Genomic DNA, 22,898 nt, shown 5'->3' with positions numbered 1-22,898 from the left:
GCAGCCGTCCGGACACGCTTCCCGCCCCACGGTAACCCAACGATTCTTTAACCGATTTTAGCCCGGACAATGTCCGTCTTCAGGTGCAATTCATTGAGCTGTTTGGCTGAGACAGCGGACGGGGCCTGAGACATAAGATCGGCCGCACTCTGGGTTTTGGGAAAAGCGATCACATCCCGGATATTATCTTTTCCCGTCAGGAGCATTATTAAGCGGTCCAAACCGAAAGCGATCCCTCCATGGGGCGGAGTGCCGTATTCGAAGGCTTCCAAGAGGTAGCCGAACTTGCTCTCGGCGTCTTCCCGGGAGAGACCCAGAAGCTGAAACATCCGCTCCTGCACCTCGCGGCGGTGAATCCGGATACTCCCGCCTCCCAACTCCACGCCGTTCAGGACCAAGTCGTAGGCTTTCGCGCGCACGCTCTGAGGAGCCGTCGCGAGCAAGGGCAAATCCTCTTCCATCGGTGAGGTGAAGGGATGGTGAATCGCCACATAGCGTTTTTCGCTCTCATCATACTCCAATAAAGGAAACTCTGTCACCCAGAGAAAGTTCAATACCCCCGCCGGAATAAGATTTAAACGCCGGCCCAATTCCAAACGCAGGTGTCCCAAGGCGTCGAAGACCACCTGCTCTTTGTCCGCCACAAAGAATAGGATGTCCCCCGTTTTGCCGCCCATGCGCTTGAGCAGGGCCTGAAGCTGCTCTTGCGTAAAAAATTTGGCGATCGGCGACTTTACCCCTTCTTGCGTAAGGACGATATAGGCTAACCCTTTAGCGCCGAACGTGCGAACAAACTCGACCAGACCGTCAATTTCGCGCCTGGGAAGTCCCGCCGCCCCTTTGGCACAGAGCCCTTTCACCCGGCCGCCTTTGGCCACGGCATTGGCGAATACTTTAAACTCCGTTTCAGCCACGAGGTCTCCCACTTCAATCAGTTCCAAGCCAAAGCGGATGTCCGGTTTGTCGGAGCCAAAGCGTTCCATTCCTTCACGGTAAGTGAGCCTGGGAAAGGGAGTCTTGATTTGTCTGTCCGTCGTGCCGGCAAAGATCAGGGCTATCAGTTCCTCCATTAAGGGTAAGATATCCTCCGGCTCCACGAAAGACATTTCCACATCGAGTTGGGTAAATTCCGGCTGACGGTCCGCCCGCAGATCCTCATCCCGGAAACAGCGTACGATCTGGAAATACTTTTCCAGACCCGAGACCATCAATAACTGCTTAAAAATTTGCGGGGACTGCGGCAAGGCATAAAATTCCCCCGGATGTACCCGGCTGGGAACCAGATAATCCCGGGCCCCCTCCGGGCTGGATTTGATCAGCATAGGAGTTTCGATTTCCAAGAAACCATGAGCGTCGAAAAAGTTGCGCATAATCTGAGTGACACGGTGCCGGATCATGAGAATCTCCTGCATTTCGGGGCGGCGCAGGTCGAGATAACGGTATTTCAGGCGCAGTGTCTCATCCACATCCAGGTCGTCCTCAATATAAAAAGGAGGGGTTTTGGCCCGGTTTAGAATATCAAGGCTTTCCGCCACCACTTCCACTTCTCCGGTAGCCAAGCTGCCGTTCTCCGAGCCTTCCGGACGGAGTCTCACCCGTCCCCGAATGGAAACGACATATTCCGAACGCAGGCGTTCGGCCCGGGCAAAACCCTCCCCCGGCATGTCCGGGTTAAAAACCGCTTGCACCAAGCCGGAACGGTCGCGCACATCGGCAAAGATCACCCCTCCGTGATCGCGACGCCTTTGGATCCAGCCTAAGAGCCTCACTGTTTCTCCCGCATGCTCTGCCCGCAAGCGGCCTCCTTCGGTTCTTTCTCCTAAAAGTGTCATCCTACTTCTCCTCCTCCTCCTTGTACTTAGCGCTCACCGTTGTGAGAATGTCCGGCCACGCGATTTCGGCCTGTTCCCCGAGGGTCAAATCCCGTAAAATCGCGACCTGCCGCTTGAGTTCCTCGTCCCCCAAAATCAGTGCCAACCTGGCGCCTTGGCGATCTGCTTGCTTGAGCTGAGCCTTCAGGCCCCGCCCCAGCAGATCCATCCCGGACGGCACCCCCGCTTGCCTCAGAGAACTCAAGAGGGAGAAACCCTGCCGTTGTGCCTCTTTGCCTAAGGCCACCACTACCGCGAATGGCCCGTGCTCACGATCCTGCAGGTTCTGCTGCAGTTCAAGTGCTGCCAGCACCCTTTCCAGCCCCATCGCAAAGCCAATGGCCGGTGTCGGCGGCCCGCCGATTTCCTCGACCAGGCCGTCATAGCGACCTCCGCCGCAGATCGCGCTCTGAGCGCCGATTTCTTCCACCATAATTTCAAAAGCCGTCCTGCGGTAATAATCCAGTCCCCGCACCAAGCGGGGGTCCGGCCGGTAAGTGACGCCGGCCGCCGTTAGAAATTCCTGAACCTCCCCAAAGTGCTCCCGGCAATCCTCGCAGAGCGTATCCGCCGTAGTGGGAGCGCCGCGGCTGACCTCTTGGCAGACAGGGTTCTTGCAGTCGAGGATGCGCAGCGGATTACGTTCATATCTCTCTTGGCAGTCACGGCAAAGTTCACCCCGCCGGGGGGCCAAGAAATCCCGCAGCCGCCGGCGGTGCTCCGCCCGGCAAGTGGGGCAGCCGACAGAATTAATGTGAACTTCCAGATCCCTCAGACCCAGCCGCCGGTAGAGGTCCCAGACCAAGGAGATGACCTCGGCATCGACTACCGGTTTGTCCGCCCCCAACACTTCCACCCCGAACTGGTGAAACTGGCGGTAACGCCCGGACTGCGGCTTTTCGTAACGAAACATGGGCCCGACATAATAGAGTTTCACCGGTTGGGCCTGAGCATACAGTTTATCTTCCACATAAGCCCGGCAGACGGAGGCCGTACCTTCCGGACGCAGCGTGAGAGAACGGTCCGCTTTGTCCGGGAAGGTATACATTTCTTTGTTCACGATGTCTGTCGTTTCACCGACACCGCGTTGAAAAAGTTCCGTGGCTTCAAATATGGGAGTCCTGATTTCCTCATATCCGTATTCCCGGCACACAGAGCGAATGATCTCCTCCAGGTGATGCCATTTTCCGATCGGCCCGGGCAAAAGATCTTGCGTTCCTTTCGGGCGTTGAATCGTCAAAGAAACCCCTCCTTATATTCCAGAATAAAAAAATCCCGGTCTCTTGCTGTCAGGCAAGGGACGGGATTCCCGCGGTGCCACCCTTCTTGACGGATTTACACAAAACCCGCCCACTTTACGGTTTTTAACGTCAACCACCCGGAGCAACACCCCTTACCCCCGCTGTCCTGCGGAACATCTCCCGGTCCGGTTCCAGTCTGGCCGGCCCTCCCTGGAGAGAGATATCGTGTTCCGCCTTTTCAGGGGCTTAAACCGGAGTATGGCTCTTGCTTTTTCGACATTTTCTATAACATCATAACAACGGAGCCGCGCTTTGTCAACCGAGCAGAACTCCGCGCCGGCAATACCTAATACCGCCTGCTCAACCCTTCTCCTCCTCCCTACGGAAGATCTTGGCCAACTCACGGGCCCGCTTCTCCTGCAACTGAGGCCAGGCCTTCATGTACACCTGCCAGTTGGAAGGGTGCTGAAGATTGATCAGACTGTAATCGGAAGGATTGACTGCTTTGGTCGAAGCGCCCGCTCCCAGGCCGATAATGCTCTGCCTTTCCTCCATGATAGCAATATTATAGCGAGATTCCGTACCCGGCCGAGCGTAGCCGATGTTCTCGGAATTCCCCGCCGTGCGCTTCTGCCGGTATAGGTAGTACGGCCTCAAGCCCCAGGAACAGGTACTCTCTCGTGCTAAGGCCTGCATCCGCAGCACGGGGGAATTTTCCGGATGTTCATATCCGTGCTCGGTTTCTCTGGCCCCGCGCTTCAGCGCCAAGGCATGGACCGTGAGATTATCAGGCCGAAGTTCCGCCAATTGTCTGAGGGTTGAACCTACCTCCTCCACCCCTTCACCGGGCAAACCGAGGATAATATCCATATTGATGACCCAGGGGGCAATTTCCCGGGCCAGGCGGTAAGCTTCCGCCACACTGCGCACATCGTGCGCCCGGCCTATGCGCCGTAAAGTTTTGTCTTGCATGCTTTGCGGGTTAATGCTCAAACGGGTGGCGCCCAATTCCGCCAAGAGTTCCAGCTTCTCCGAGGAAAGGGTATCCGGCCGGCCCGCTTCGAAACTAAACTCAAGATCTTTCCTTAAGGGAAGATGAGCACGGCAGGTCGCCAGAAGTCCTGTTATCTGCTTCTCCGTCAAAATGCCGGGGGTCCCGCCGCCGAAATACAGTGCCTCTCCCTCTAAACCCAGGGCCCGCATCAGCTGCCCGGCTGCCTCGATCTCAGCAGTCAAAACCCCTAAATACTCCTCCACCCAAATTCCCTCCCGGTCGGCGGCATACCCGGGAAAGGAACAATAGCTGCAGCGACTGGGGCAAAAAGGAATCCCCAAGTAAATTCCGACTCGTTCCGGGTGAAGCTTGAACCGGTCCAGATAAGGAGCCTGCACGGCGGCAATTCTTTGTAAAAGTTCTGTCTTGTCAGGCCGTACCGCATAGAGTGTGCCTAAAACCCTCATTTGTCCGTCTTTCCCCACGCCTTGCTCGCGCAGGCGGTGCACAAGCTTCGTAGGGCGGATGCCGGTCAGAATACCCCAAGGCAATTCCTTCCCCGTCACAGTTGATAACAACCGAAGCAAGACGAGTTTGAGTGCCATGCTCACAAGTGTTTCCCGACCCCCGCGCGGCTGACGCAGCATTTCCCGGAGTTCTGCCGGGGAAAGCTCCGCCCAGGCGGGTGCCGGGGGTACCGAGAGTGCCGGGGGTGCCGAGGGGGCCGAGAGTGCAGAGAGTGCATAGGGTGCAGAGGGTGCAGAGTCCGCGGATTCCGCACCCGAGCCGGAAATCAGGGCGCTATGAGGCCGCCAAACAGCCCATACCCCCTCCACGTTGTCAGTGGCAACTCCCTCGGACCACGGTTTCCTGTCGAACCACGGTTTTCCGCCGGACCACGGTGTCAGGCCCAGCCCCGTTTCACCCAGCCTGCGCTCGGAACTTTCCTCCCCGGCGCTGTCTGATCCCCGTTCGAGCCGCTCCGGCGGTCTTTTCCCAAGGTCCCGTCCGACGCCTCCATCCTCTGCGTACGCCGACCCCTTGTCGAACGGCGCACCGGCCGCCGGCCTTTTCTCGGGACCCCGCCCAGCGCTCCCATCCTCAGCCTGCGCCAACGCACCGCTTAGAAGCGCACTGACCTCCGTCCCCAGTCCGGCCTCGATCACAAACCCGTCCCCCAACGGCCGGCCATCCGCTCGGGCTGCCACCCCGACCCGAATGGCCGCCCGGGGAAAAAATGAGAGGACAAGACCCCGCGCCGCCTCCAGAGCTTTCAGGGGAAAAGTCGCGCTCACGAGCGAAATCATCGGCTCACCCTTTGGCCCAGCATCCCTCTCCCTCACAGGAAAGGATTCTCCGACCGTTCCCGGCCTATCGTTGTCGACTCGCCGTGCCCGGGATAGACGGGTGTCTCATCAGGCAAGACCAGGAGTTTTTCTTCCACCCCGCGCAAGAGTTCTTCCAACGAACCTCCCGGGAAATCCGTCCTGCCGATGGAACCCGCAAATAGGGTATCCCCGCTCAACAGGCCGTCCGGGGTCAGGAAGCAGACACTGCCCGGTGAATGCCCCGGGGTAGTCAGGACCTGTAAGGACTTCTCTCCCAGTGTTATGACCTGCCCGTCACTCAAGAAACCGTCGGCCGCCCGGAAGACCAGGCGAGGACCGAAATAGGCCGACATGTTCTTTCTCGCGTCCGTAAGCATATCCGCGTCCGCCACATGAATATATACCTTGGCCGGCAAAAGCTCGCGCAGTTCATCTACGGCTCCGATATGATCAAGATGCCCGTGCGTCAGCAAAATGCTCTCTACTTTAATGTCCTTCTCCAGTACCCAGCGGTAAATGCGTTTAGCCTCGCCGCCGGGATCCACCAACACGCCGCGTTTTGTCACATCAGAGGCGTACAAGTAACAGTTGGCAGCCATGCTGCCCATCGCCCGTCCTTCCAACATTCCGTCTAACCTCCCTTTGTCCCGACTCCCAAAGCATCCGGGCGCCGCCGCTGCTTAGGGAAAAACACTGCGCTCAAGCACGGCCCCTAGAAGTTTTTCTCGCTGTCCAGGAGCAACGTGACCGGGCCGTCGTTCACTAAGCCGACTTCCATCTCCGCTTGAAAGACCCCGGTGGCTACGGAAATTCCCTTTCCTTTCACCGCCGCGACCACATCCTCAAACATTTTCTTCGCCCGTTCCGGAGCCGCCGCCCGGGAAAAACTGGGACGCTTCCCTTTGCGGCAGTCTCCGAAAAGCGTGAATTGGGACACGAGCAAAACCTCTCCGCCACTATTTTCGACCGACCGGTTCATTTTTCCCTCTTCGTCGGCAAAAATGCGTAAACTGACTATCTTCTCCACCATCCAGGCCAAATCTTTTTCCCCGTCATTTTCACCCACTGCCAAGAGGACGAGGAGCCCCGGCCCGATCGCCCCGACCTCAGCCCCGGCCACTTTCACCCAGGCTTTTTTAACTCTTTGCACAACAGAACGCATCAGCCACCCCCTGAAATTCTATCCACGTCCAAGACATCCTTGACCCGCCGGACTTTCTGGATGACATAGTTGAGATGCTCAAGATTCCGGATTTCCAGCCGTAGCTGGATATGGGCGACCCTGTCTTTACCCACGTGGGCGTGGATTCCCAACATATTCGTCCGGGTATCCATGACCGCGTTCATGACATCTGTCACCAGGCGGGCGCGGTCCCCGACCGACACGTGAATATCCACCGAGTAGGTCGTTTCCGTGTTTTCATCCCACTTCACTTCAACCACCCGCTCCTGATCCTCCAGGCTGCGGGCCTTGAAATTCCGGCAGTCGCGCCGGTGGACGGAGACTCCGTGTCCTCTCGTGATATACCCGATGATCTCGTCACCCGGCAGGGGATTGCAGCAATGGGAAAAGCGGACCAAAACATTATCAATACCCTTGACCAAAACGCCCTGCGAGGACTTCCCCAGGGCTTTGACCTCCCCTTGTGTCAGGGTTTCCAGCTGAACTTTCTCCCGTTCCTCCTTCGTCATCTCTTCCCGCAGGCGCGAGATAATCTTATTCGTACTGAGTGCACCGTCACCGACTGCAGCGTAAAGGTCCTCGATAGCGGTAAAGTTATACCCTTTGGCCCACTCCAGGAGCCGGTCCGCTTTCAGGGTCGTCAACGGCTCGAGTCCCAGCTTCCGGACTTCTCTCTCTAGGCTCTCCCGACCGCGCAGGATGTTTTCTTCCCTTTGCTCTTTCTTAAACCACTGGCGGATCCGGTTCTTCGCCTGGGACGTTTTCACGAAGCTCAGCCAATCCCGGCTCGGTCCGTTAGCCTGTTTGCTGGTCAGAATCTCTACGATGTCACCGTTGCTCAGCTTCGAATCCAGGGGAACGATACGGCCGTTAATTTTGGCCCCCACACAGCGGTGCCCCACGTCTGTATGCACCCGGTAAGCGTAATCGACCGGGCAGGAGTCAGCCGGCAGTTCCACCACATCTCCTTTGGGCGTAAAAACAAAAACAGTGTCCGCAAACAGATCGATCTTCAAGGATTCCATAAACTCCCCGGCATCGCGGGAATCATGCTGCCATTCCAAAAGCTGCCTCAGCCAGGAGAGTTTTTGCTCAAAATTGGTGTTAATCGATTTTCCGCCCTCTTTGTATTTCCAATGAGCCGCGATGCCGTATTCGCACGTCCGGTGCATTTCCCAAGTGCGGATCTGAACTTCAAAAGGCTCCCCGTGGGCGCCCACCAAAGTCGTGTGCAGGGACTGATACATGTTGGGCTTGGGCATAGCAATGTAATCCTTGAAGCGGCCGGGAATAGGTTTCCACAAAGTATGGATAATCCCCAGAGCCCCGTAACAGTCATTGACGGAATCCACTATGACCCGTATGGCGGTCAAATCGTAAATCTCACTTAACTCTTTGTTTTGGATGACCATCTTACGGTAAATGCTGTATAAGTGTTTTGGCCGGCCGGAGATATCCGCCTTGATCCCGACTTCTGTCAAGCGCTGGCTCATTTGATCGATGACCTCGTTGATCTGAGCCTCCCGCTCCCTCCTTTTTAAGGCGATCCCTTCGACCAGATCGTAATATTCCTGCGGCTTCAAATAACGAAAGGACAGGTCTTCCAATTCCCATTTGATCCGGAAAATCCCGAGGCGATTAGCCAAAGGGGCGAAGATCTCCAGGGTCTCCTGGGCGATTTCTTTTTGTTTCTGCTCCGAATGGTATTTAAGCGTGCGCATATTATGCAGGCGGTCGGCCAGTTTTATCAGAATAACGCGAATGTCCTTGGCCATGGCCAGAAACATTTTGCGCAAGTTCTCTACCTGGAGTTCGACTTTCGTCTTATATTCCAGCCGTCCCAGTTTCGTAACCCCATCCACCAGCAGGGCGATTTCCGCGCCAAACTCCTTCTCTAGGTCCTGAAGCGTGTAGGCCGTGTCTTCGATCACATCGTGCAGAAGGCCCGCCGCGATGGTCGGCTCGTCCATCTCCAACTCCGCCAGAATAAGGGCGACCTCAAGAGGGTGCTCGATATAATCCTCCCCCGAGTTGCGCAGCTGTCCTCGGTGAGCATCGGCTGCAAACCGGTAGGCCCGTTCAATAACCTTGGTCCGCTCCGGCAAAATGGATTTCTGGACTTTTTCCATGAGTTCGCGAATGGACATTCCCGGGCCCCTCTCCTACTAGAAATGGCATTCTTCTGCGGTTTGCCGGCTCCACGGATGAAACGGCCGGCACCGGCGGCGAAGGACAACTTCAGTCATACTGAACCAGTGAAAAAACCGGATAATCACTGAGTTTATCCCTGCCTTTGAGAAAAGTCAACTCGATCAGGAAACCCATCCCCGCCACTTCCGCTCCCACTTTGCGGAGCAAATTAGCGGTGGCCCACATGGTCCCCCCGGTGGCCAGCAGATCGTCTACTACCACCACCCGTTGTCCCTGACGGACGGCGTCGGCATGGACTTCCAGCGTATCGAAGCCGTATTCCAGCGCGTAGGTCTGGGCCACCGTTGCGGCCGGGAGTTTACCGGCTTTGCGAACCGGGACGAATCCCAGCCCCAGAGCATAGGCCAGCGGCGCCGCGAGAAGAAATCCCCGCGCTTCCGGCCCGACAATGAGCTCAGGCCGCCAAGGTGCGATGGCTTGTACCAAAGCCTCAACCGCTGCGTGATAAGCCCTTCCATTCTTAAGCAGGGTTGTAATGTCTTTAAAAGACACCCCTGCTTTGGGGAAGTCCTCGATGACCCGGATTTCCCGTGCAAAGTCCATCGCTATCACCTTTCTTTATCCATATCCATCCATTCCTCCCTGAGAGCCCGCAGCGGGGTTTCCGTCCAGCGGCGCTGCAGGATGAGGGCCTTTTCCCAGCGTTTCTCTGCACAATAATAGCGCAATGATCTCCGCAAATCAATTTTTCCGACGGGGGACAAAAACTCTATCAGCCACGGTTCCGTCCCTCCCAGACAACGCAAAAAGCCAAGCTCTTCAAATATCCTTAGGGCACTCAAGGACCCCTCTACACCCCAGAGAAAGGGATTGTGCGCCCGGCCCAACCTTTGCAGTTCCCGGTAAATCTCCGCCAATTCCCGGCGTTCCCAATAACCCAATTTTTGTTTGAGGGCTGTTAGGTCGTGAAACTCAGCCAAAGCGATTTGCCGCACCCCATGGGAGGCTAAGACTGTCAACGCCCTGCCCAACTCCTCTTCCGTTTCCGGCAGACCGGCAACCACACCCAACGTGTCCGGCGATTCCCAGCCCTGAATCTCTCCGGACCAGAACGGCCCCCAGCTCTTCCCTCTTGCCGCCGGGACGACACTCCCCTTGGCGTTCCCGGAAAAATCCTCCAAGGTCCGGAGCCGGGAATGAGACCAAACTGCGACCCGTCTCCCCTCCGCCTTGGACAGCCAAGCGGCACGATTCAAGCCACGCCAGTCCAGCCATTCAACCCGCGAACGCGTGACCGCGGGCCCGCCCGGCTCCCGCGGCCCCCTCTGGGCAACTTCCGCCGCCGCTGCTTCGGTCGCCTCCGCCGCTGCCGCTATTTCCGCCTCCACCGCCGTTGCCTCCGCCGCCTCCGCTTGCGCTACTCCCGCTTCCGCCGTCTCCGCCGCTGCTTGCGTAGCTTCCGCCTCTATCGTCTGCGCCGCAGCCGCGGGCCAAGATGCGGCGCTCTTCTCCTCTCCCGCGGTCATTTTCTCTTCCTCCGCGCCACTCTTCTCTTTCCCCGCGGTCGACCGTCTCTGCCATAGGGCCCGGCTCTCAAAATCGCGAATCACAAGCTGGAGCTTGCTCTGTCCCCGGAAAGTATTCGTGTCTAAACTGAAGGCCAGATCGATCCGTTCCGCCTGTTGCAGTTCTGCCGCCCGCCCGCCCTGCCGGTAGGCGATCCCTTCCCAGCTTCCTTCGCGGCCCAGGCGCAGTTTTAAATGGGCCCCCTCTTTGCCCACAGCGGCCAGGGCCGTAACCGGCACCTCCGCTGCGCCGAGCAGCGGTCCGGGATTGCCGCACCCGAAAGGAGCCAGCTGCTCCAGCCCTTCAAACAAGTCTTCGCTCAGGTCCTCTAAAGACACTTTACCGTCGATCATCAAGGTTTCCCTGAAAATCTGCGGGGGAAGAAATTCTGCCCTCCGGTTTAATCCCGCCCGTAAAAGGCCGATGTTCTCCGCGGCCAGGGAAAAGCCGGCCGCTTGGCGATGCCCGCCAAAGTGCCGCAAAAGGCTTGCCTGGGTCTTCAGTTCCTCGAGAACATGATACCCGGGTATTCCCCGGGCCGAACCTTTTGCCTCCTCTCCTTCCACCGCCGCCAGAAAAACCGGCCGGTAATAACGATCGACCAGGCGGGAAGCCACGATCCCAACCACCCCGGGGTGCCAGCCTGAGGCCGCCAAAACGATGACCCGGGGCAGGGGGCCCTGCTCCAGTTGCGCCACGGCCTCGGCCAAAATCCTCTTCTCTGTCTCCTGGCGCACTTGGTTTTCACGGTTCAGGAACCGGGCCAATTCCGCGGCCCTCTCCCCATTGGCGGTGATCAGAAGCTCTAAGCCCGCCTTGGCGCTGTCCATGCGGCCCGCGGCGTTGATTCTGGGGGCGACCATGAAGGCAATCTGACCGGCTTTCAGGGGTTTGTCAGCTAAGCCGCATTCTTTCAGCAGAGCCGTGAGTCCGACATGGGCGCTTTCCCGCATCTGCGAAAGTCCTTGCTGCACAATGATCCGATTTTCTCCTACCAAAGGAACCACGTCCGCGATGGTCCCCAGAGCCACCAGGTCAAGCAATTCTCTCTCCGTCGGCAATTTTTGCCCGGGTGGATCCTGCCTTAGAGTGCGGAGCAGAGCCTGAGCCAACTTAAAGGCGACGCCGACACCCGCTAAATCAGAGAAGGGGCCTTCTTCCTCCAGCTTAGGATTCAGCACTGCCTTGGCCGCGGGCAGGGTCTCCGCCGGTTCGTGGTGATCCGTGATGATGACGTCCAGGCCCAATTTCCCGGCGTACTCGACCTCTTCAACCGCCGTAATCCCGCAATCCACCGTGACGATGACACTCACTCCCGCCGCCGCGGCCCGGTCGATCGCTTCCCGGTGCAAGCCGTACCCCTCTTCAAGCCTATGCGGAATATAGACGACTCCTTTGAAGCCCAGGCTTTTCAACACCCTGTAGAGTAAGGCCACACTGGTAACTCCGTCGACATCGTAATCCCCGTAAACCAACACTTTTTCCCCCGCCTGCCGGGCACTCCGTAAACGCTCCACCGCCGGAGACATCGCCCCGAAACGGAAAGGGGAAGACAAATTAAAAAGGGTCGGACGCAGGAAATCCACCGCATCCTCTACCCTCACCGTTCCGCGCTGAACCAGAATTTGCGCCACCGCTGGGGAAATCATCAGAGTTTCCACGAGTTGCGCCGTTCCCCCCGGCGCGTCAGGCAAAGACCAGGTCCGTCGCACACTATTTACCTCCAGGTTCATGCTTTGAGCCGCTTATGGCGCCGGACTCCTCCCCCTCGGCTCCGTCCTCGCCCCCACCCGCTTTTGCGGCGGGGTTTTCGTCCGCCCGACTTTTTCGTTTCTTGCGGAAATCCCGCCAAAAGGCCAAGAGCAAAGTCACGATTGCGCCGGCGAAAGCGGAGCCGAGAATAATCAGAACCAACGGGACCCTGGCCTCCGTCCAAAAAAATCGGATTGCGACCGGATTCGCGTTCTGCAAGGCAAATACGGCCACCAGCAGAGCAAACGCCAAAGAAAGGATTAAGATGACCACTTTCACATCTCCCGCCTTTACCCGCCTTCAATCATTATTTAACACTTTTTCGCTCTCGGGTGACCGGATTCCTGCCCTTGGACAAGTTTTTTTGTCTCGGCAGTGCCCGCACACTCCATCCTCTGCCATCTCTTTACATTTGCCGCAGCTATCGTCGACTTGGGTGCAGGGCTCCGCGTGAATCAGGACCGAGGCGCCGGGCAGGGCCGCGCCGATTTCCTGCTCGATCGCATCGCACAAATCGTGTACTCTGGCCACGGAGGCATATTTAGGCACCACCAAATGCAGGTCGATATAGCGTTCCGCCCCGGCCTTGCGTGTACGCAGATCGTGAAAATCCACAAATTCCTGGGCATGCCGATTAATGATGCCCTGGATAACCCTCTGTTCCGTTTCTGGCAGGCTGACATCCACCAAAGGCATGAAAGATTCCTTGGTCAGGTTGTAAGCTGCCTTTATAATCAGCAGAGCCACCAGGATGGCCACCAGCGGGTCCAGCCAAGTCCAGCCCGTCACTTTGATCAGCACCAGACCGAGAAAAACCCCTCCCGAGGTATAGACATCGGTGCGCAAATGGAGCGCATCGGCTTCAAGAGCAATAGAATCCGTTTTCTTCGCCACCCGCATAAGCTGGCTCGAAACGATAAAGTTGATGACCGTCGACCCTCCCATGATCAGAAGGCCCCAGCCGTAATTGTCCACCTCGACCCCAGTGCTGATCTTCCGGATCGCTTCGAGAATAATCCAGAGCGCCGCGAAGAAAATCAGGGCAGCCTCAATGGTTCCTGAAACATTTTCTATTTTGCCGTGCCCGTAAGCATGCCGTACGTCTGCCGGTTTTCCCGACTCCCGCACCGCAAAGAGGGCAATCACGGAAGCCAAAAGGTCAATGCCCGAGTGAATGCCCTCGGAGATAATACTGACAGATCCGCTCCAAAGACCGACAAACACTTTACCCAGCGCCAAGATGCCGTTCGAAGCCACAGACAGCGTGGCCACACCGGTCTTGTTCACACGCGTCACTCCCCGTTCTTTCCCTGAAAGCCCGCAACATACAGAAAACTCATGAAAAGAAAACTCGGCTGGTGCGATCGCTCAAACGAGCGACCGGTTGAATCAAGGCGGCCGACGCAAATTTTCTTATCCTAAAGCAGATGTATGTTTTGGGGTAGGACAAAATAAAGGACTTCCGCCCTGAGGAAGTCCCACGGATACTCCGTTGCCCAACGAGAGCCCAGCTCACAAGCTTGACAATTCACTTTATGACTAGAGTATCAAATTAGTTCTGCCAACGCAAGTGTTTTTTACTCAGTTGCCTCAGGAGATCATGAGGTTTCCCAAAAGGATCCAAGCCAAGCCGAGAGCGATCCGGCACAGAGACGGCATCAGGCTCCAAACCACCTGCTTACGTTTCAGTTTGGGAATGAGCCCCGTACCGACCAACAAAGCCCAGGCCAGGAGCCCCAGCACCGGAGTGAAAAACACGCCAAAAAGGACAAGGCTAATTAAGCCCCCTGTCAGTCCTTGGACTACCCCTTGTTCTCCGATTTTATGTCCGACAAAGTAGAGGAGAATAATTCCGCTGCCGCTCCCGACAATCAAGATCACTTCCCAAAACCAAAACCCCGGGCCCCCGTTCAGTAAGAAGTTCAGAACCGTTACTACCACAGCCGACGCCAAAACTCCGCGGACACCGCCAAAAAAGGTCAGACCGCCCGCCCAGACCAAAAGGCCTTCCACCAGTATCCATTCACCCAGCCCCATCGCAAGCCCCCCTCACGCCCTAGTATGACCCAAGGACGGGAAGGTCATCCCTGCCATCCGGGCCGGCAGATAGCCACCGCAAAAGCCTGCCTGCGCCTCTCTATTCCATGTCTATGATGTGTGGTTCAAACTCGCCGTTGCGATCCCGGGGAATCGCCAGTTCTGTTTCACCCATACGTGTTTGAATGGACAGGGCGCCTGTCCCTGAAGGCAAAAAAGTGCGGCTTCATCCCAGCCTGGGGCCTCGGCTTCTTTGAGTGGCAGTGCTTGGAAGTCTGGCCCGGTTATGTTCGATCGGCCCGGCTGCTCCCGCTTCCATAAGTGGAAGGGGTTCCCGGTACTTTGTTCCGGTGGGGGGGCTGCCCCCCACCGGAGTCTCGACATTTAACTTTAGTTGAACGAGTTCACTCAGCGGTTTTTTAAAAGAACAGACGATTGGATCCGCCGAAGCCGCCGAACCCGCCGAAGCCGCCAAATCCGCCGGCAGCCGGAAACGCCTGCGCACCGGGAACGAAACCCCGATTGACCGTGACATTCGTTTGCAGCGGTTGAACAATATGCTGAGGAACACTTACGATATTTTGCCGGTTGATAGTCACGACGGGATGAATAACCGGAACTACTTGAGGAGTGCAGTAATCATGCACAACATACCGAGGGGGACAAACGATGGGGCAACCACACATCTTGGAATCGCCTCCTTACACTCATAGTCGCCGTTTCGGCACTGCCGGGTTTGCCTCCCCGTCGGACGGGACAGGCTCTTCGGGCTCTTAGGGCTCTTTGGCCTCTTCGGCCTCACGGGACACCCGAACCCTTCCCAATCAGGCCTTGTGAGGGGCAGCCCTTGTCTTTGACAAGAGCTGCTGCCTTTTCGCTGTTCTAGAAGATTACACCCAAGGCGATGAGGATCAGAATGGCGATGGCAATAATCCCCGCTCCGATACCGTGACCTCCGTAACCTCCGCAACCGTAACCGTATCCGCCGTACACAATCTCACCCCCGCTTCAGCTTTAAACGTGATCCAGTTAGAATACAATACCCAAAGCGATGAGAAGCAGGATGATAACGACTACGATAGCAATTCCTGCACCCCAACCACCGGCTGCTGCACCTGCACCAAATGCCATTTTAATGAACCTCCTTTATCGCTTTGTTCTGAGCCCGGAGTCACGTCTGCTTTCCCTCTTAGAAAATCACGCCGAGAGCAATCAGTATAAGAATTGCAATGGCGATAATCCCGACGCCGACACCCCAGCCGGCTCCTGTAGCCGGAGCGGCCATGACCGGAGTCGCGCAGCAAGGATTCGCGCCGTAACCCCCAAAACCATATCCAGCGTATCCGTACATTCTATTTCCTCCTCTCAAATTACGTTAGTTGGACGATTTTTTTCTTAGAAGACAATACCCATCGCGATTAACAGGAGAATAATCACCACGACGACCGCAATTCCGGGCAAGAAGTTCGGTCCGCACCCATCTACACCGTAAGCCATTATACCTCCTCCTTTCTCATTCAGTCCCTGGACCTACTACAGAATATGGCAAGGGAGCCAAATTTGTTATTAATCCGGTAAAATAATCCTAAACTCATAAGAAAGCCGCCCTGTCCCTAAGCGGGACGGGCGGCCGCGGCGATTTTTCCGGACCGTAATCAGAATCAGCAATCCGGATCAGTAATTCCGATCAGTAATTCCGCATTAGTAATTCCGATCAGTAATTCGGATTCTCAATCCGGCGTTTGAATTCCTTCATGCCCATGTCGGCATAACAATAAACCCTGTGAATCAGGAAAGGATCACTGCCGCGGACGGCCCAGCCCCGCTCGGTTGTAAACGCGAGCCGATAACCGGCTTTTTGCAGCTGCCCGATTACCTCCGGGTTGTATCCGCCATAAGGATAAGCAAAATATAAGACCGGCTGCCCGGTAATCCCCCGGAGAAACTTTTTCGAATCTTCCAGCTCTTTAGCCTGCTCGGCGGGAGCCAGTTTGGTCAAGTCGAGATGGTGTACGGTGTGCCCGCCAATACTCCAGCCGGCGGCAATCAACCCTTGCAATTGCCGGCTCGAGAGATACCCGCTCCCGTCCACATAGCTCGACACCATGAATACCAGGGCCGTAAACCCATATTTTCGGAGAATGGGCAAGGCATTTGTATAGTTATCCGTATAGCCGTCGTCAAACGTGATCAGGAACGGCTTTGACGGCAGCAGCCCCTGCCCTTGGAGAAACTTTTCCAGCTGCTGCGGCGTGATGTCATGATAGCCGTGGCCGGCTAAGTACGCCATTTGCTCCTCAAATTGAGCCGGAGGCATGCGCAAGGGATTCCCGGCCTGAACCAGGACGGAATGATAGTAAAGTACCGGCACCGCTTTGACCGAGGGATCTCCGGTCACCGGCGCACCCGCGCTTACCGCCGTCGCCGGGGCCTTTGGGCCGCCCTTGGCGCCGGTTTGGTCCCCTGTTCGCTTCGACCCCGACTGAGCCTGGGCCGATCCGCTTTGCAGGCTGCCGCCGGTTTTCCCCGGACTCCCCGGTGGGGCACCCAGCCCAAAAATCCCCCCTGGGGAACAGGACGTCAAAATCAGCACAAGAGCCAAAACCCCCAGCAAAACGAACACTCGTCCTTTCATGGCACATCCCCCTTCAGCGCAAGACTTCTCTCCCAACAGTTTGTCCTTTTACTTTTTCGCGCCCGGATTCTAAATTCCTGCTTGCGCCACAAGACACCGACGGCAAAAAAAAATCAGGGCCTGTGCCCCGCACAGCCCTAAGCATTTCCACCGGACAACCCCGTCGCCTGAACTACCCCCGCTTACAATTCGCTCCAGCGGCCGGCCGCAGTTTTCGTGCCCTCAAGCAGGCACAAGCGTGCGACCGGGGAGTCTCCTTGCTCACCTTACCCATCGGCCGGCCTGTCTTCTTCAGCCATCGCGCTGATCAGGACTTTCTTCAGCCGTTCCAACCCTACCGCCCGTCCTTCCAACGGAATGGATGCCCAATCGGAAAAGTCAAGAATTTCTTCCACATGCTCCAGTGCATATTCATCAAAAAAGCCGATCGGATCGAGCAATATTCCCCCGCCGGTGTACTGGGGAAAATTCTCGTTGGCATTGGCTTTGTCCCAGCCTTTAAAGACCTGATCCCTATACTTCAACCAGCCGGCCGTGCAGAACCACACCTTTTGTCCGTCCGCTATGGCGTCTCTTTGTTCCCCATCGGCCAACATGTCAACACAATTCTCCACATCGGTTCTGGAAATATAGAATCCTTCTTCCCGCATCTCATCAATGACTTTGTCGATAGTACGCAGGGGATCGCGGATATTGATATAGCAATACTTGCCCCCATAGACCACAATGATTTTCTTGGCCAGCTTCTTAGCCGCTTCCAGCTGCTTCTGCAGCTGTTTTTCCAGTTCCTCGGGAACCTGGTGCAGCCCGGGAGCTGTGTAAATGATTTTGGCATCGAGGAACCCGTTGTCTTTGAGATAATTCAGTTCCGGGATCAAGGTGCCGCAAGCCACAATGGCATAATCTTTGAATGAAAGCGCAGCCAAACAAATCCCCACCTTTCCTCTTCTGTCAAGTTACGAACATTGGCAACTTTCCTTAACTCAGTTTAATACCCCTTACCGGTATCTGTCAATCGAAATTTGGGCGCGCCTCGTTTGTAAATGTCTCATGTTCAACTGTCTTTGGTTTTAGCGCTTACGTTCTAATGCCTCATCTTTGAATGCCTCATGTTAAAAAAACCCCCCGCATCGTCTTGAGTAGGCAGGAGGGTAAATACATCCGCGCAGCCCGGTTCCGCCAAGACTCCGGGCCGTCTCCGATTGGTGAATCGCCTAAAGATCCTTAGCCGGAACCGGACCTCTGGACAAGGCTACCTTCCCCGTCCGGACGATCTCAATGATTCCGTGGTCAGCCAAGACTTCACAGAGAGCATCGATTTTCGTTTCCTCCCCGGTCAGTTCAATGACCATGGTCTCACGGTTGACGTCCACGATCTTGGCTCGGAAAATGTCGACGATGTCAACAATATCCGAACGGGTCTCCGAACTTGCCTTGACTTTGATCAAGGCCAATTCCCGGTGAATGCCGTCAATCCCCGTCAAATCCGTAATCTTAATCACATCGACAAGTTTGGACAGTTGGTTCACCACCTGCTCCAGTTCCATATCGTCCGCTTCCACCACGATCGTAATCCGGGTCGTCTCCGCTTCTTCCGTGTACCCGGCGGCAATACTTTCGATGTTAAAAGCCCTGCGGCTGATCAAACCCGAGATATGGGTCAAAACGCCGGGACGGTTCTCAACCAGTACAGCCAGTGTGTGCTTCATCTCAGCGCCCTCCCATCACCATTTGGTCCAAACGCGCTCCCCCCGGAACCATCGGCAAGACATCCTCATCGCTGGGAATGCGCACCTCCAGAACAGCCGGACCCGGCAGAGCCAACACTCTCTCCAGCGTCTCCCTCAACTCTCGGGGCTCCGTGATCCTGAGGGCCGGTACGCCCATGGCCTCCGCCAGTTTGACAAAATCGGTCCTTCCCGACAGGTCGGTGTGAGCATAACGCCCCCCGTAAAACATGCGCTGCCATTGTGCCACCATCCCCAGAACCCGGTTGTTCAAGATGATGACTTTGACGGGCAAGCCGAATTTTGCCACCGTGTCGAACTCCTGACAATTCATCATGATGCCGCCGTCCCCGGCGAAAACGATAACCTGTTTCTCCGGGCATCCAACCTGTGCGCCCAGACCCGCCGGCAGACCGTAGCCCATCGTCCCCAAACCGCCGGAGGTCACCCAAGACCCCGGGTGTTTAAACCCGTAAAATTGGGCCGTCCACATTTGATTCTGCCCCACATCCGTGACGACGACGGCCTCTCCCCGCGTGAGTTCGCTGACCGTTTCGATCACCGCCTGCGGCATGATCACATCATCCCTTTGCTCATAAGTCAGAGGATTCTCCTGCCGCCACTCCTCCAACTGCCCCAGCCAGGGAGCGAGCTTGCCCGGCCACCCGGCCGTCTCAGCCGGATCCAGCCTTTGCAGGAGCGCCGGCAACGACCATTTTAAATCACCCAAAACCCGCATATCTGTGCGCACATTCTTGTTGACCTCTGCCGGATCAACGTCAAAGTGAATCACTTTCGCTTTGGGAGCGAAATGCTCCAAGAGCCCCGTCACCCTGTCGTCAAAACGCACCCCCAGCCCGACGAGAAGATCGCATTCCGTGGTCGCCATGTTCGCCGCATAAGTTCCATGCATCCCAACCAAGCCGAAATTCCGGGGATGGACCGAAGGTACTGTTCCTAACCCCATGAGACTCAAAACGAGTGGAAAACCTGTCCGCTCGGCCAGTGTCTGCACTTCCCCAGCCGTCCGGGAAAGATTGACCCCGCCTCCCACAAACAACAACGGGCGCCTCGCCCGGCTCATGGCAGCCATGACCGGTTCCAGGACCGCCTCATCCCCCGCATAAAGGGGACGGTAACCGCGCAGTTCCACCGTTTGCGGATAAGAGTATTCCAGCTCCGCGGCAAAGACATCTTTAGCGACATCGACCACCACCGGGCCGGGACGTCCCGTGCGGGCGATGTAAAACGCCTCCTTCATAACCCGGGGCAGTTGCTCGACTTTCTTGACCAGATAGTTGTGCTTGGTGATCGGAGTGGTGATCCCCCGGATATCCGCCTCCTGAAAGGAATCTCTCCCGATCAGGGAAACCGCGACTTGACCCGTGATCAGGACGAGAGGAATGGAATCCATATAAGCCGTAGCGATCCCGGTGACCAAATTCGTAGCCCCCGGACCCGACGTGGCCATGACCACCCCGACATCCCCTGTGACCCGCGCATACCCGTCGGCAGCGTGAACCGCACCCTGCTCATGCCGGGTTAAGATATGCGGATAATTCGCTGCATAAAGCGCGTCGTAAAGAGTGAGAACGGCTCCGCCGGGATAGCCGAAAATAACCTTGACGCCCTCGTTTTTCAGGCTTGCCACAATAGCCTGTGCTCCTGTCATTTTCACAGCCTGACCTCCCCTGCTCCTTTCTCTGTATTATAGTACAGAATGTCATTCTTTGCACTATGTGAGCACTCTTTTTTGTGCCCGTACGCCTTATACTTTCCGGGATTTGGGCAAGAGCGCAAGGGTACAGTTACTGACCGGGTCCGGCGCAAACCCACGCAGCAAATAAACCGGGCCAAAGCCCGGTTTATTTGCCTATTTGTCTATACTTAGGTTACGGATGATCCTTTTGGTCTCTCACTTAGGACCGGCACCCTCTCAACCTGTACCTACGGAGACGGAAGTGATAAAGGTCGAGAGCGAGTTGACGCTAAGCTCTGGCCCGGCTCGGTTTACCTTTGGGGGAGTCACTCAAGCGGGTTTTGATCTCGACCAGGATCTGACTGGCATTGAAAATCGAAGAATAGGCACCGCTGAAGACCCCGATCAGCATGGCCAAGGCAAAGACCTTCGTGGACGCGCCGCCTAGAATAAAGACGGAAAACAGAGCGATGAGCACGGTGACGACCGTATTGATGGAACGCCGCATTGTCTGCCAAACCGACTTGTCCACCATATCCTCATAGCTGTCCCCACGCTTCATCTTGGCTTCGTTCTCACGAATCCGGTCAAAGATGACGACGGTATCGTTAATCGAGTAACCGAAAATAGTCAGAATAGCCGCCACGAATGGGGCGTCGATCTGCCAGTGGAAAAGGGAAAAGACCCCGAGAGTCACCAAGACATCGTGCACCAGGGCTATAATCCCGGAAATGGCGTAACTGAACTGGAAGCGAATCGTGATATAGAGGAGCATCAGGCCCATGGCGATCCCCAAAGCCAAAAGGGCGTTATGGGTCAGCTCTTGCCCGATCTCGGGGGAAACTTTGTCCTCCTGCAGTTTGCCGGCGTCATAAGGCCCGACTTGAGACTGCAAAGCCGCGAGCAGCTTGTTGCGCGTCTGTTCATCCAAGGCCTGGGTTCTGATCAACACTTCCTTATTCCCGTTAGAAGGCTGCACACTCCCGGACAAACCCACGGAGTCCAAAGTACGCGTGATCGCGCCCTGAGTGGTCGGTTTGTTAAAGGTAATATCCAACATGGTTCCGCCTTGGAAATCAATACCTAAATTGAGTCCGCGCGTAAATAGGGAAATCACCCCGGGTATAATGACTAAAAGGGAAAGGGCAAACCAAATATAGCGTTTCTTGACGATATTGAAATAGAGGGGGTGCATCTTCTGCACCTGCTCATAGGAGGCTCCTTGTGCCGCGGGAGTCGGCGCGACGGTGCCCTGACCCGAGACCCTAGAGCCGGCCGGGACCTTGGAGCCGTCTTTACGCCCCGACTGGCCGCTTTGCGCTATCTCAACGCTCAATTCCGGCCGCCCGTCCGTCTCTGTCCGGCCGTTGCGAGCCTGCGGGCTGTTCCCTTCTCTGGCGCCGTTGCCGGGACCAACCTTGCCTGTGCGCCGGTTGACATCTTTGCGTCCCACTTATGCTTCCCTCCTAACGCCATACCAGCGAGTATTGGTCTGCGGATTGATACCGACAACCCAGCGCAGAACAGTCCGGGTGAAAGTGATGGCCGTAAAGAGGCTGGCCAAGATACCGATGCCGAGTGTCAAAGCGAAGCCCTGAATGGTGCCGGTTCCCAGAACATAGAGGGTAACCGCCGTAATCAGGGTGGTCACGTGGGCATCGATGACGGTAATAAACGCACGGCTGAAGCCGGATTCCACCGCCGCCCTGAGCGACTTACCCAAGCGGATCTCCTCCTTCACCCGTTCATAGATAATAATGTTAAAGTCCACAGCCATCCCGATGGACAGGATGAAACCGGCAATTCCCTCGAGGGTGAGGACCGCGTGGAAAAGCCAGAGGACCCAGAGGACAATCAGTGCGTAAACAATCAGGGAAAAGTCCGCCACAACGCCCGGCAAGCGATAGAAGACGAGCATAAACAAGAAGATAAAAGCCAAACCGTAAATCCCCGCATTGATGCTTCTATGCAAAGAATCCACACCCAGAGACGCGCCCACCTCACGTTTCTCCGCAATGGTCATGCTTACGGGCAGGGCACCGGAACGCATGAGGACGGCGTCATTGGCCGCATCCTGCAAAGTGGAATACCCTGTGATCTCTGCCTGCCCGTTGGGAATGACGACATTAACTTTGGGATCGGTTAAGACTCTGTTATCCAAATAGATGCCAATCCGCTGGCCTAAGTATTCTTTCGTAATCGCGGCAAACTTCTGAGCCCCTGCCGGGGTGAACGTCAGGTTGACCACATACCCCTGGCTGGGATCCTGGCTGGCCTGAGCATCTTTTAACTCATCGCCCTGCATGAGAATTTTGCCCTTCGGATCCCGGATCGTCAGTTGAGCCGTGGTTTTTAAAACCTCCACCGCTTTGTTCGGGTCCTTAATCCCGGCCAGATCGACAATGATCCGATCCTTCTGGTAGTCCGCCTGGACGACAGGCTCGGAGACGCCCAGTTCGTTAACACGTTTGGCAATGATCGCTTTGGCCTTATCCATATCGTCCTTCGTGATCGGTTTACCATTGGCCCCAGGCTGAGCTTGCAACACTAAGTGAACACCGCCACGCAAGTCAAGTCCCAACGGAATCCCGCTCGTCGGATTCGACAGTTTCGGGATGGACAAAGCCACAGCTGCCGCCACAGCAAGCACTAAGACGATCAGCTTTAGGATGTTTCTCCGTCTCATCGATTTTCCTCCTTTTAATGTGTATGGG

General features: G+C 56.3%; 19 protein-coding genes and 1 pseudogene. All 20 read right to left on the bottom strand.

Annotated features, from left to right (window positions below):
- Positions 1–47 precede the first annotated feature (47 nt).
- Positions 48–1,832 (bottom strand): aspartate--tRNA ligase, encoded by a 1,785-nt coding sequence (gene aspS / locus MNU25_RS11515; protein ID WP_240985204.1) that lies wholly within the window; start codon positions 1,830–1,832, stop codon positions 48–50.
- A 1-nt stretch (position 1,833) separates the two neighbouring features.
- Complete coding sequence (gene hisS, locus MNU25_RS11510; RefSeq protein ID WP_240985203.1) at positions 1,834–3,111, bottom strand: histidine--tRNA ligase; 1,278 nt, start codon at positions 3,109–3,111, stop codon at positions 1,834–1,836.
- Positions 3,112–3,472: 361 nt separating this feature from the next.
- Positions 3,473–5,413, bottom strand: coding sequence for a coproporphyrinogen dehydrogenase HemZ (gene hemZ, locus MNU25_RS11505; RefSeq protein WP_240985202.1), 1,941 nt, complete (start codon positions 5,411–5,413; stop codon positions 3,473–3,475).
- A 32-nt stretch (positions 5,414–5,445) separates the two neighbouring features.
- A complete protein-coding gene (locus tag MNU25_RS11500) occupies positions 5,446–6,060 on the bottom strand; it encodes an MBL fold metallo-hydrolase (protein ID WP_240985201.1) in 615 nt (204 codons plus the stop codon).
- 86 nt (positions 6,061–6,146) lie between these two features.
- Positions 6,147–6,596, bottom strand: a complete 450-nt coding sequence (gene dtd / locus MNU25_RS11495) for a D-aminoacyl-tRNA deacylase (protein ID WP_240985200.1) — start codon at positions 6,594–6,596, stop codon at positions 6,147–6,149.
- The gene (locus MNU25_RS11490; protein WP_240985199.1) at positions 6,596–8,764 is read right to left on the bottom strand and encodes a RelA/SpoT family protein; all 2,169 of its coding nucleotides are present in this window, start codon (positions 8,762–8,764) and stop codon (positions 6,596–6,598) included. Before MNU25_RS11490 ends, dtd begins: the two co-directional genes overlap by 1 nt.
- Positions 8,765–8,855: 91 nt before the next feature.
- A complete protein-coding gene (locus tag MNU25_RS11485; RefSeq protein WP_240985198.1) occupies positions 8,856–9,371 on the bottom strand; it encodes an adenine phosphoribosyltransferase in 516 nt (171 codons plus the stop codon).
- A gap of 5 nt (positions 9,372–9,376) precedes the next feature.
- Positions 9,377–12,046, bottom strand: coding sequence for a single-stranded-DNA-specific exonuclease RecJ (recJ, locus tag MNU25_RS11480; protein WP_240985197.1), 2,670 nt, complete (start codon positions 12,044–12,046; stop codon positions 9,377–9,379).
- 1 nt (position 12,047) lies between these two features.
- Positions 12,048–12,359: a LapA family protein gene (locus tag MNU25_RS11475; RefSeq protein ID WP_240985196.1), complete on the bottom strand. Its 312-nt coding sequence runs from the start codon at positions 12,357–12,359 to the stop codon at positions 12,048–12,050.
- Positions 12,360–12,386: 27 nt separating this feature from the next.
- Positions 12,387–13,373 carry a cation diffusion facilitator family transporter gene (locus MNU25_RS11470; protein ID WP_240985195.1) on the bottom strand — a complete coding sequence of 329 codons (987 nt, stop codon included), beginning with the start codon at positions 13,371–13,373 and terminating at the stop codon, positions 12,387–12,389.
- Between the two features lie 303 nt (positions 13,374–13,676).
- Entirely contained in the window at positions 13,677–14,123 is a 447-nt protein-coding gene (locus MNU25_RS11465; RefSeq protein WP_240985194.1) for a hypothetical protein, read from the bottom strand.
- A 112-nt stretch (positions 14,124–14,235) separates the two neighbouring features.
- A pseudogene (locus MNU25_RS11460) lies at positions 14,236–14,337 on the bottom strand (transposase); the annotation flags it as partial.
- A gap of 205 nt (positions 14,338–14,542) precedes the next feature.
- A complete protein-coding gene (locus tag MNU25_RS11455; protein WP_240985192.1) occupies positions 14,543–14,809 on the bottom strand; it encodes a hypothetical protein in 267 nt (88 codons plus the stop codon).
- 503 nt (positions 14,810–15,312) lie between these two features.
- Positions 15,313–15,474: a hypothetical protein gene (locus MNU25_RS11450; RefSeq protein WP_240985191.1), complete on the bottom strand. Its 162-nt coding sequence runs from the start codon at positions 15,472–15,474 to the stop codon at positions 15,313–15,315.
- Positions 15,475–15,837: 363 nt separating this feature from the next.
- The gene (locus MNU25_RS11445) at positions 15,838–16,758 is read right to left on the bottom strand and encodes a polysaccharide deacetylase family protein (RefSeq protein WP_240985190.1); all 921 of its coding nucleotides are present in this window, start codon (positions 16,756–16,758) and stop codon (positions 15,838–15,840) included.
- Between the two features lie 266 nt (positions 16,759–17,024).
- Entirely contained in the window at positions 17,025–17,684 is a 660-nt protein-coding gene (locus MNU25_RS11440) for a DUF1638 domain-containing protein (RefSeq protein ID WP_240985189.1), read from the bottom strand.
- A 288-nt stretch (positions 17,685–17,972) separates the two neighbouring features.
- Positions 17,973–18,467, bottom strand: a complete 495-nt coding sequence (gene ilvN, locus MNU25_RS11435) for an acetolactate synthase small subunit (RefSeq protein ID WP_240985188.1) — start codon at positions 18,465–18,467, stop codon at positions 17,973–17,975.
- Position 18,468: 1 nt separating this feature from the next.
- A complete protein-coding gene (ilvB, locus tag MNU25_RS11430; RefSeq protein ID WP_240985187.1) occupies positions 18,469–20,163 on the bottom strand; it encodes a biosynthetic-type acetolactate synthase large subunit in 1,695 nt (564 codons plus the stop codon).
- Between the two features lie 310 nt (positions 20,164–20,473).
- On the bottom strand, positions 20,474–21,379 hold the full coding sequence (gene secF / locus MNU25_RS11425; protein ID WP_240986815.1) for a protein translocase subunit SecF: 906 nt from the start codon (positions 21,377–21,379) through the stop codon (positions 20,474–20,476).
- A 258-nt stretch (positions 21,380–21,637) separates the two neighbouring features.
- Positions 21,638–22,870: a protein translocase subunit SecD gene (gene secD / locus MNU25_RS11420; protein WP_240985186.1), complete on the bottom strand. Its 1,233-nt coding sequence runs from the start codon at positions 22,868–22,870 to the stop codon at positions 21,638–21,640.
- Between the last annotated feature and the right edge of the window lie 28 nt (positions 22,871–22,898).

This window comes from Acididesulfobacillus acetoxydans (assembly GCF_902729405.1).
Taxonomy (GTDB): Bacteria; Bacillota; Desulfitobacteriia; order Desulfitobacteriales; family Desulfitobacteriaceae; genus Acididesulfobacillus; species Acididesulfobacillus acetoxydans.
Note: the sequence above shows the minus strand (reverse complement) of the source record. Positions and strands in the feature narration are given on the sequence as shown.

Coding starts and splice junctions, on each gene's coding strand:
- aspS (WP_240985204.1), bottom strand. CDS start 1,832: ATGACACTTTTAGGAGAAAGAACCGAAGGAGGCCGCTTGCGGGCAGAG.
- hemZ (WP_240985202.1), bottom strand. CDS start 5,413: ATGATTTCGCTCGTGAGCGCGACTTTTCCCCTGAAAGCTCTGGAGGCG.
- MNU25_RS11500 (WP_240985201.1), bottom strand. CDS start 6,060: ATGTTGGAAGGACGGGCGATGGGCAGCATGGCTGCCAACTGTTACTTG.
- dtd (WP_240985200.1), bottom strand. CDS start 6,596: ATGCGTTCTGTTGTGCAAAGAGTTAAAAAAGCCTGGGTGAAAGTGGCC.
- MNU25_RS11490 (WP_240985199.1), bottom strand. CDS start 8,764: ATGTCCATTCGCGAACTCATGGAAAAAGTCCAGAAATCCATTTTGCCG.
- MNU25_RS11485 (WP_240985198.1), bottom strand. CDS start 9,371: ATGGACTTTGCACGGGAAATCCGGGTCATCGAGGACTTCCCCAAAGCA.
- MNU25_RS11465 (WP_240985194.1), bottom strand. CDS start 14,123: ATGGGGCTGGGTGAATGGATACTGGTGGAAGGCCTTTTGGTCTGGGCG.
- MNU25_RS11455 (WP_240985192.1), bottom strand. CDS start 14,809: ATGTGTGGTTGCCCCATCGTTTGTCCCCCTCGGTATGTTGTGCATGAT.
- MNU25_RS11450 (WP_240985191.1), bottom strand. CDS start 15,474: ATGTACGGATACGCTGGATATGGTTTTGGGGGTTACGGCGCGAATCCT.
- MNU25_RS11445 (WP_240985190.1), bottom strand. CDS start 16,758: ATGAAAGGACGAGTGTTCGTTTTGCTGGGGGTTTTGGCTCTTGTGCTG.
- ilvN (WP_240985188.1), bottom strand. CDS start 18,467: ATGAAGCACACACTGGCTGTACTGGTTGAGAACCGTCCCGGCGTTTTG.
- secF (WP_240986815.1), bottom strand. CDS start 21,379: ATGCACCCCCTCTATTTCAATATCGTCAAGAAACGCTATATTTGGTTT.
- secD (WP_240985186.1), bottom strand. CDS start 22,870: ATGAGACGGAGAAACATCCTAAAGCTGATCGTCTTAGTGCTTGCTGTG.